Origin of the sequence: Isoptericola sediminis, assembly GCF_013085345.1 — a bacterium.
GTDB classification, from domain to species: Bacteria; Actinomycetota; Actinomycetes; order Actinomycetales; family Cellulomonadaceae; genus Isoptericola; species Isoptericola sediminis.
This window is the reverse complement of record NZ_JABFAJ010000029.1, coordinates 1-7593: the sequence shown is the minus strand read 5'-3', so window position 1 is coordinate 7593 and position 7593 is coordinate 1. Positions and strand designations below refer to the sequence as shown.

Genomic DNA, 7593 nt, shown 5'->3' with positions numbered 1-7593 from the left:
CGTCGTCGTGTCGGGCGCCGTTACTTGCCCTGGCTGGCCACGGCCGCGATGGCGTCCTTGGCCGCCTCCGGGTCGAGGTAGGTGCCGCCCGGGTTGGTCGGCTTCAGCGTCTCCTCGTCCAGCTCGTAGACCAGCGGGATGCCCGTCGGGATGTTCAGCCCGGCGATCGTCTCGTCGTCGATGCCGTCGAGGTGCTTGACCAGCGCGCGCAGGGAGTTGCCGTGCGCGGCCACCAGGACGGTCTTGCCCTCCTGGAGGTCCGGCACGATCGCCGACTCCCAGTACGGCAGGAACCGGTCGAGCACCTGCTTGAGCGCCTCGGTCCGAGGGATCGGCTCGCCGGCGTAGCGCGGGTCGGCGTCCTGGGAGTACTCCGAGCCCAGCTCGATCTCGGGCGGCGGCACGTCGTAGGAACGACGCCAGAGCATGAACTGCTCCTCGCCGTACTGGTCACGGACCTGCTTCTTGTCCTTGCCCTGCAGGGCGCCGTAGTGGCGCTCGTTGAGGCGCCAGCTGCGCTTGACCGGGATCCAGTGCCGGTCGGCGACGTCGAGGGCGAGGTTCGCCGTCGAGATCGCACGGCGCAGCAGCGAGGTGTGCAGGACGTCGGGCGTCAGGCCGGCCTCCTGGAGGAGCTCGCCGCCGCGCTTCGCCTCCTCGGTGCCCTTCTCCGACAGCGGGACGTCGACCCAGCCGGTGAAGAGGTTCTTCGCGTTCCACTCGCTCTCGCCGTGGCGGAGCAGCACGAGGGTGTAGGTCATGGCACCATCCTGCCCTGCCGGGCCGTCCGCCTGCAGCCCGGGCCGGATCTCGGACACCGGGGTACCAGGATGTGCTGACGGCTCGGCAGGACGACGGGTCAGTCCCGCTCGAGCACGAAGACGGGGATCTCACGATCGGTCTTCTTCTGGTACTCGGCGTAGTCCGGCCAGGCCTCGACCGCGCGCTCCCACCAGACAGCCTTCTCCTCGCCGGTGACCTCGCGGGCCGTGTACGCGTGCTTCTCCGGCCCGTCCTGCAGCTCCACGCGCGGGTTCGCCACGATGTTGTGGAACCACACGGGGTGCTGGGGGGCGCCGCCCATCGAGGCGACGACGGCGTAGTCGCCGTCGTGCTCGACGCGCATCAGCGGGATCTTGCGCAGCTTGCCGGACCTCGCGCCGACGGTCGTCAGGATGATGACCGGCTTGTCGCGCATCGTGGTGCCCTCGGTGCCGCCCGAGGACTCGTAGGTCTCCACGTGGTTGGCCACGAACTCGGACGGGCTGGGGACGTACTCTCCGGTGATCGCCATGCCCGGGGCAACGTTCCCGCGGTCCGTGGGCATTCCCGCCGGGTGCGACGGCGCGGTCAGGAGCGGCAGTCGACGAGGACCACGACGCGCCAGGACACGTCCTCCACGTCGGCACGTTCCCAGGCGAACCGCACCCCACCGCCGTCCGGCCGGACGACGCACGTCGGGTCGCCGTCCTCGTGCCAGGTCCCCCGAGGATCGATCCACCGGGCCGTGCCCCGGGCGAACGCATAGGTCCAGTCGTCGTCCTGCAGCACCACGACGTGGTGGTCCCGCGGCGGGTCGCCGCCGACGAGCTGGACCCGGCCCTCGGCCCACTGCGTCGTCGACGAGCCCCACGGACCGCCCGCGACCCCGAGGACCAGGCCGAGGAGCACGCCGAGGAGCAGGACGGCGAGCAGGACGAGGACGGTGAGCCGACCACGGCGTCGTCGCGTCGGGGCCGGAGCGGCGGCCGCATCGAGCGTCATGCCGGTGATCCTTGCGCAGGTCAGGACGTGGGCGCTACCTCTTCTGCCTCGCGGGATCGGGTCCTGACCCGCGAAGTTCCGTCCTGACTCAGCGGGTGCGGCGGACCTTCGCGGCCTGGGAGTACACGTCCAGCATCGCCGCCGCCGCACGGTCCCAGGAGAACCGCTCGCTCGCGCGCCGCGCCCCGGCCGCCAGGCGCTCCCGCCGTTCGTCGTCGCCCAGCAGCGCGCCGAGCTCGGCCGCCCACGTCCACGGGCTGTGGTCGTCCACGAGCACTCCGGAGACGTCGTCGACCACCACGGTCCGCAGCCCGCCCACGGCCGCCGCGACGACCGGCGTGCCGCAGGCCTGCGCCTCGGCCGCCACGAGTCCGAACGACTCGTTGTGCGACGGCACCGCGACGACGTCCGCCGCCCGGTACCAGTCGGCCAGCTCCTCGCGGGACACCGGGGGGCGCACCACCACGTGGTCGGTCACCCCCATCTGGTACGCCAGCGCCTCGAGCTCGCGGACCGCCGTCGGACGCCCGCTCGCGCCACCGAGCACCGCGAGGGTCGGCACCCGCGACCCGCCGCCGTCCCGCAGGGCGTCCGGATCGGCGACCGTCGCCGCGTGGTCGGCCATGACCCCGAGGGCGCGCACCAGCACGTCCGGGCCCTTGAGCAGCTGCACGCGCCCCGCGAAGAGCACCAGCGGGCGGTCGACGGGCAGCCCGAGCCGCGCCCGCAGCGCGCGCCGCGCCTGCGCCGCCGTCTCCCCCGGTGCCGGCTCCAGCGGTGCGAAGGCGTCCAGGTCGACGCCCGGCGCCACCACGTGCAGGCGGTCCGGGTCGGCGCCGTAGTGGCGAACCAGGTCCTCGGCCTCTTCCGTGGTGGACGCCACGAGCGCGTCGGACTCCGCGACGACCTGCTCCTCACCGATGACGCGGCTGTGCGGCTCCGGGGTGTCCCCGGGGGCGAGGGCGGCGTTCTTCACCCGCGCCATCGTGTGCATGGTGTGCACCAGCGGCACGTCCCACCGGTCGGCGGCGAGCCAGCCGACCTGACCGGACAGCCAGTAGTGGGAGTGCACGACGTCGTACCAGCCGGGCGGTCGGTGCGCCTCGGCCCGGAGCACCCCGGCGCTGAAGAAGCAGAGCTGGGCCGGCAGGTCGTTCTTGTCGAGCCCTTCGTACGGACCCGCGGCGATGTGCACGACCCGGATACCCGGTTCCGCCTGGACCACCTTGGGCTGGGCCGACGACGTCGCCCGGGTGTAGATCTCCACCTCGGCGCCACGACGCGCCAGGGCACGGGACAGCTCCAGGACGTACACGTTCATCCCGCCGGCGTCCCCGGTGCCGGGCTGGTCCAGCGGCGAGGTGTGCACGGAGATCATCGCGACCCGCGGCCCCCCGCGGTCCGCGCTCACCGGGCCTCCAGCACGCACGAGGGCGGGGTGGCCCAGGCGACGCGGTCGACGACCGCACCCGCCCCGGTCGCGGGGTCGAGACGCACCGTGGCCAGCTCGCTCGTGCCCTGCAGCGCGACCACCGCGAGCTCGGCACCGTCCGTCGCGGCGAAGACCTCGTGGTGACGCGGCCAGGTGCCCTCGCCGAGCGGGACGTCGGCCAGGTGCGCGATCTCCGGGGTGCGGTCGCCGGACACCGAGTGCACGGCCAGCAGGTCCGGTCCGCGCACTCCGACGTGCAGGCGACGGCCGTCCGCGCTGAGCGTGACGTGCCCGGGGAAGGCGTCGCCCGCGACAGCCCGTGGCGAGACGGGCACGCTCCCGGCGTGGTGCCAGGCGCCGTCGGCGGGGAGCAGCACGTGGAGCCGGGCGTCGAGCTCACCGGCGACGACCAGCGCCCCTCCGGGCAGGACGACGAGGTGGCGGGGCCCGGTCCCGGCAGGCAACCACGCGGCGACGGAGCCGCCGTCGTCCGCGAGCACGCCACCGTCGCCCGGTGCGGGGTCCAGGGGGTAGCGCCGGACGACGTCGGCGCCGAGGTCGGTGACGAGCACCTCGCCGTCGAGCACGGTCACCTGGTGGGCGTGCGGGCCGTCCTGCCGGTCCGTCACCGGGCCGGTGCCGGACCCGGCGTGCAGGGAGCGGTGGTCCGCGACGGGGGTGCCGTCGTCGGCGAGGCCCACCGCGGCGGCGACGGCGTCCCCGTAGTTCGCGACCCAGGCCGTCCGGTCCGCGGCGGCGACGTGGCAGGGGTCGTCCCCGCCGGAGCCGACGGACGAGAGGACCTCGAGCGTGCCGTCACCGACGTCGCGCAGTGCCGTCAGCCTCCCGTGAGGGGTCTCGGTCACCGCGTACACGACCGGGGCGGAGGGGTGCCGGGCCAGGAACGACGGCGACGGGACCTCGGCGGCGACCCGCGGCGACCCGAGGGAGCCGTCGGACCGGTCGAGGTCGACGCGCCACACCGCTTCTCCGCTGCCTGCCGCCTCACCGGCCGACGGGTAGGTGCCGACCCACAGCGGCACGGAGGCGCTCGGAGTGGTCATGGGTCCAGGGTAGGCGTCCACGGCGGGTGCTCACCGCGCGCCCGGGCGACGGCCAGACGCCCCCGGACAGCACCGCGCCCCGACCGGAACGAACCGATCGGGGCGAGGGCGGCTGATGCCGGGCTCAGTGAGCCGCTTCGTACGCTTCCAGGATGCGTGCCGGGATGCGGCCGCGGTCGTTCACCTCGTGGCCGTTCTCGCGCGCCCACTCGCGGATCTTCTGCAGCTGGGCACGGTCGGTCCGGCCACGACGGGGGCCGGCGGCGCGTCCCGCTGCCTTCGGGCCGGCCTTGCGGCCGTGCCCGATCCACTTCGAGAAGGACTCACGCAGCTCCGACGCATGTGCCGATGTGAGGTCGATCTCATAGGAGACGCCGTCCAGCGCAAAAGTGACGGTCTCGTCACCTTCGGTGCCGTCGATGTCATCCAACAGCACGACCTGGGTCTTCTGGACCACGTTGCCACCCTTCTCAGGAACCGAAATGCAATGACCTTTTCAGGATGCACCGATCAAGAATGGAATGTCAACTCGCCACGAGGGGAATGTAATAGCAACCCGGGTCAACCATTCAACGGCGACGATTCATCGCGACGCGCTTCCGCCTCGTAGCGTTCCTGCGCGGCCCGCTCATTGCGGTCCGCCCGCACGATCTTGCGCATGGCGAACCAGAACAGCAGGCCGACCCCGATCGAAGGGATGAGACCGGCCACGACGGCCCAGAAAGTATCCATGATCGTCGTCCTCAGTGCGTGGGCTTGACGAGGGGGAAGAGGATCGTCTCGCGAATTCCCGCACCCGTGAGCGCCATGAGAAGTCGGTCGATCCCCATGCCCATGCCGCCGGCCGGCGGCATGGCGTACTCCATCGCGGTGAGGAAGTCCTCGTCGAGCGCCATCGCCTCGTCGTCGCCGGCCGCCGCGAGGCGTGCCTGCTCGGCGAAGCGCTCGCGCTGCACGACCGGGTCGACGAGCTCGGAGTAGGCGGTGGCGAGCTCGAAGCCGCGCACGTAGAGGTCCCACTTCTCGACGACACCCGGGGTGGTGCGGTGGGCACGCGTCAGCGGGGAGGTCTCGACGGGGAAGTCCCGCACGAACGTCGGCGCGTACAGGTCGTTGCCGACATGGTGCTCCCACAGCTCCTCGACCAGCTTGCCGTGGATCATCTGCTTCGGGTCGATCGAGATCTCCACCTTCTCGGCGAGCTCGTTGAGGTGCTCGACCGACGTCTCCGGCGTGATCTCCTCACCGATCGCCTCGGAAAGCGACCCGTACATCGTGATGTGCGCCCATTCCCCACCGAGGTCGTACTCCTCGCCGTCGGGCAGCGTCACCACGGTCGTCCCCAGCGCCTCTCGCGCAGCGGTCTGCACGAGATCCTGCGTGAGAGCCGCCATCGTGTCGTAGTCGCCGTACGCCTCGTAGGCCTCGAGCATCGCGAACTCCGGCGAGTGCGAGGAGTCCGCACCTTCGTTGCGGAAGTTGCGATTGATCTCGAAGACGCGTTCCACGCCGCCCACGACGGCTTCCTTGAGGAACAGCTCCGGCGCGATACGCAGGAACAGCTCCATGTCATAGGCATTCATGTGCGTGGCGAAAGGCCGCGCCGACGCACCCGAGGCGACGACCTGCAGCATCGGCGTCTCGACCTCGAGGAAGTCGCGGGCGTGGAAGTTCTCGCGCAGCGAGCGCACGACGGCGGCGCGCAGCCGGACCATGTCCCGCGCGGCCGGGCGGGCGATGAGGTCGACGTACCGCTGCCGGACCCGCGCCTCCTCCGAGAGCTCCTTGTGCAGCACCGGCAACGGCCGCAGCGCCTTGGAGGCCATCTGCCACGAGTCCGCGAAGATGCTCAGCTCCCCCCGGCGCGAGGAACCCACCCGGCCGTGGACGAACAGGTGGTCGCCGAGGTCGACGTCGGCCTTGAAGGCGCTCAGCGACTCGGCGCCGACGACCTTCTGGCTGAGCATCGCCTGCAGGCGGTTGCCCTCGCCGTCCTGGAGCGCGACGAAGCAGAGCTTGCCGGTGTTGCGCAGGAACACCACGCGGCCCGCGACTCCGACGACGTCGTCGGTCTCCTGCCCCGCCTCCAGGTGGTCGTACGCACCACGGACCTGCGCGATCGTGTGCGTGATCGGCAGGCCGACCGGATACGCCTCACCGCCCTCGGCGATGATCCGGTCGCGCTTCTCGCGGCGGACCCGGAGCTGCTCGGGCAGGTCGTCGGACACGGCGGAGTCGGCATTCTCGGGGGTGGTCACCGTCCGATTCTACGGTCCGCCGCCAAGCCGCCCCACGCCTTTCCACCGTGCCTCGGACACCCGGGCAGTACCGTGTCGCCGTGAGCACGCCCGACGCCCTCCCGGTCCGCACCACGCCCTCCGCCGTCGACCCGGGCCTCGATCCGGACTGGATCCGCCGCACGGTGGAGACCGCGCTGGACGAGGACCTCGGTCCCGCACCTGGTCGTGACGTGACCACGCAGGCCACGATCCCGCCGTCGGCCACGGGGACCGCCGACCTGGTGGCCCGTGCGGCGGGAACCGTCGCCGGGCTCGTGGTCGTCGCCGAGACGCTGCGGCAGACCGCCGCGCGGCTCGGGCTGCCGACCCCGGACGTGACGTTCCACACCCAGGACGGGGACGCCGTCGTGCCGGGGCAGGTGCTGGCCCGCCTCACCGGGCGGACCCAGGTGCTGCTGGTGGCCGAACGCACCGTGCTCAACCTCGCCTCGCGTGCCTCCGGCGTGGCGACCGCGACGGCGGCCTTCACCCGCGAGCTGGCCGGCACCGGGGCGCAGGTGCTCGACACGCGCAAGACGACGCCGGGCCTGCGGGCCCTGGACAAGTACGCGGTCCGCGCCGGGGGCGGCACGAACAAGCGGATGGGCCTGTACGACGTCGCGATGGTCAAGGACAACCACGTCGTGGCGGCCGGCTCCATCGCCGCCGCGATCACCGCGGTGCGCACGGCGTTCCCCGACGTGCTGGTGCAGGTCGAGGCGGACACGACCGCGCAGGCCCTGGAGGCGCTGGACGCGGGTGCGGACTTCCTGCTGCTCGACAACATGCCGACCGACGTGCTGGCCGACACCGTCGCGGCGGTCCGGGACCGCCAGGGCGACGACGGCGTGCCGGCGCACGTCGAGCTCGAGGCGACGGGCAACCTCACGGTCGAGCGGGCTCGCGAGGTGGCGTTCACCGGCGTGGACTACCTGTCGGTCGGGGCCCTGACGCACTCGGCGCCGATCCTCGACCTGGCCCTCGACCTGCGCTGACCCGCGGGTCAGGCCTGACCCGGCGCGAACCGTCCTGACTCGGCACGGATAGCCCTGAC

Annotated in this window: 9 protein-coding genes; 1 reads left to right on the top strand and 8 read right to left on the bottom strand. The window is 72.3% G+C overall.

Annotated elements, in window-relative coordinates:
* Nucleotides 1-20 precede the first annotated feature (20 nt).
* The 8 genes from HLI28_RS15165 to lysS form a co-directional block, all read right to left on the bottom strand.
* Nucleotides 21-761: a phosphoglyceromutase gene (locus tag HLI28_RS15165; RefSeq protein WP_171248419.1), complete on the bottom strand. Its 741-nt coding sequence runs from the start codon at nt 759-761 to the stop codon at nt 21-23.
* Between the two features lie 98 nt (nt 762-859).
* Nucleotides 860-1294: a nitroreductase family deazaflavin-dependent oxidoreductase gene (locus HLI28_RS15160; protein ID WP_171248418.1), complete on the bottom strand. Its 435-nt coding sequence runs from the start codon at nt 1292-1294 to the stop codon at nt 860-862.
* Nucleotides 1295-1350: 56 nt separating this feature from the next.
* Nucleotides 1351-1764 (bottom strand): hypothetical protein, encoded by a 414-nt coding sequence (locus tag HLI28_RS15155; RefSeq protein ID WP_171248417.1) that lies wholly within the window; start codon nt 1762-1764, stop codon nt 1351-1353.
* Nucleotides 1765-1852: 88 nt separating this feature from the next.
* Nucleotides 1853-3142, bottom strand: coding sequence for a D-inositol-3-phosphate glycosyltransferase (gene mshA, locus HLI28_RS15150; RefSeq protein ID WP_171248420.1), 1290 nt, complete (start codon nt 3140-3142; stop codon nt 1853-1855).
* A 29-nt stretch (nt 3143-3171) separates the two neighbouring features.
* Nucleotides 3172-4260 carry a lactonase family protein gene (locus HLI28_RS15145; RefSeq protein ID WP_171248416.1) on the bottom strand — a complete coding sequence of 363 codons (1089 nt, stop codon included), beginning with the start codon at nt 4258-4260 and terminating at the stop codon, nt 3172-3174.
* Nucleotides 4261-4384: 124 nt separating this feature from the next.
* On the bottom strand, nt 4385-4717 hold the full coding sequence (locus HLI28_RS15140; RefSeq protein ID WP_171248415.1) for an Lsr2 dimerization domain-containing protein: 333 nt from the start codon (nt 4715-4717) through the stop codon (nt 4385-4387).
* Between the two features lie 104 nt (nt 4718-4821).
* The gene (locus HLI28_RS15135; protein ID WP_171248414.1) at nt 4822-4992 is read right to left on the bottom strand and encodes a hypothetical protein; all 171 of its coding nucleotides are present in this window, start codon (nt 4990-4992) and stop codon (nt 4822-4824) included.
* Between the two features lie 11 nt (nt 4993-5003).
* Entirely contained in the window at nt 5004-6518 is a 1515-nt protein-coding gene (gene lysS / locus HLI28_RS15130) for a lysine--tRNA ligase (RefSeq protein WP_171248413.1), read from the bottom strand.
* A gap of 80 nt (nt 6519-6598) precedes the next feature.
* Between lysS and nadC the strand changes: the two genes are divergently transcribed.
* Nucleotides 6599-7534 (top strand): carboxylating nicotinate-nucleotide diphosphorylase, encoded by a 936-nt coding sequence (gene nadC / locus HLI28_RS15125; RefSeq protein WP_171248412.1) that lies wholly within the window; start codon nt 6599-6601, stop codon nt 7532-7534.
* The last annotated feature ends 59 nt before the right edge of the window (nt 7535-7593 follow it).

Coding starts and splice junctions, on each gene's coding strand:
- HLI28_RS15165 (WP_171248419.1), bottom strand. CDS start 761: ATGACCTACACCCTCGTGCTGCTCCGCCACGGCGAGAGCGAGTGGAAC.
- HLI28_RS15160 (WP_171248418.1), bottom strand. CDS start 1,294: ATGGCGATCACCGGAGAGTACGTCCCCAGCCCGTCCGAGTTCGTGGCC.
- HLI28_RS15155 (WP_171248417.1), bottom strand. CDS start 1,764: ATGACGCTCGATGCGGCCGCCGCTCCGGCCCCGACGCGACGACGCCGT.
- mshA (WP_171248420.1), bottom strand. CDS start 3,142: ATGATCTCCGTGCACACCTCGCCGCTGGACCAGCCCGGCACCGGGGAC.
- HLI28_RS15145 (WP_171248416.1), bottom strand. CDS start 4,260: ATGACCACTCCGAGCGCCTCCGTGCCGCTGTGGGTCGGCACCTACCCG.
- HLI28_RS15135 (WP_171248414.1), bottom strand. CDS start 4,992: ATGGATACTTTCTGGGCCGTCGTGGCCGGTCTCATCCCTTCGATCGGG.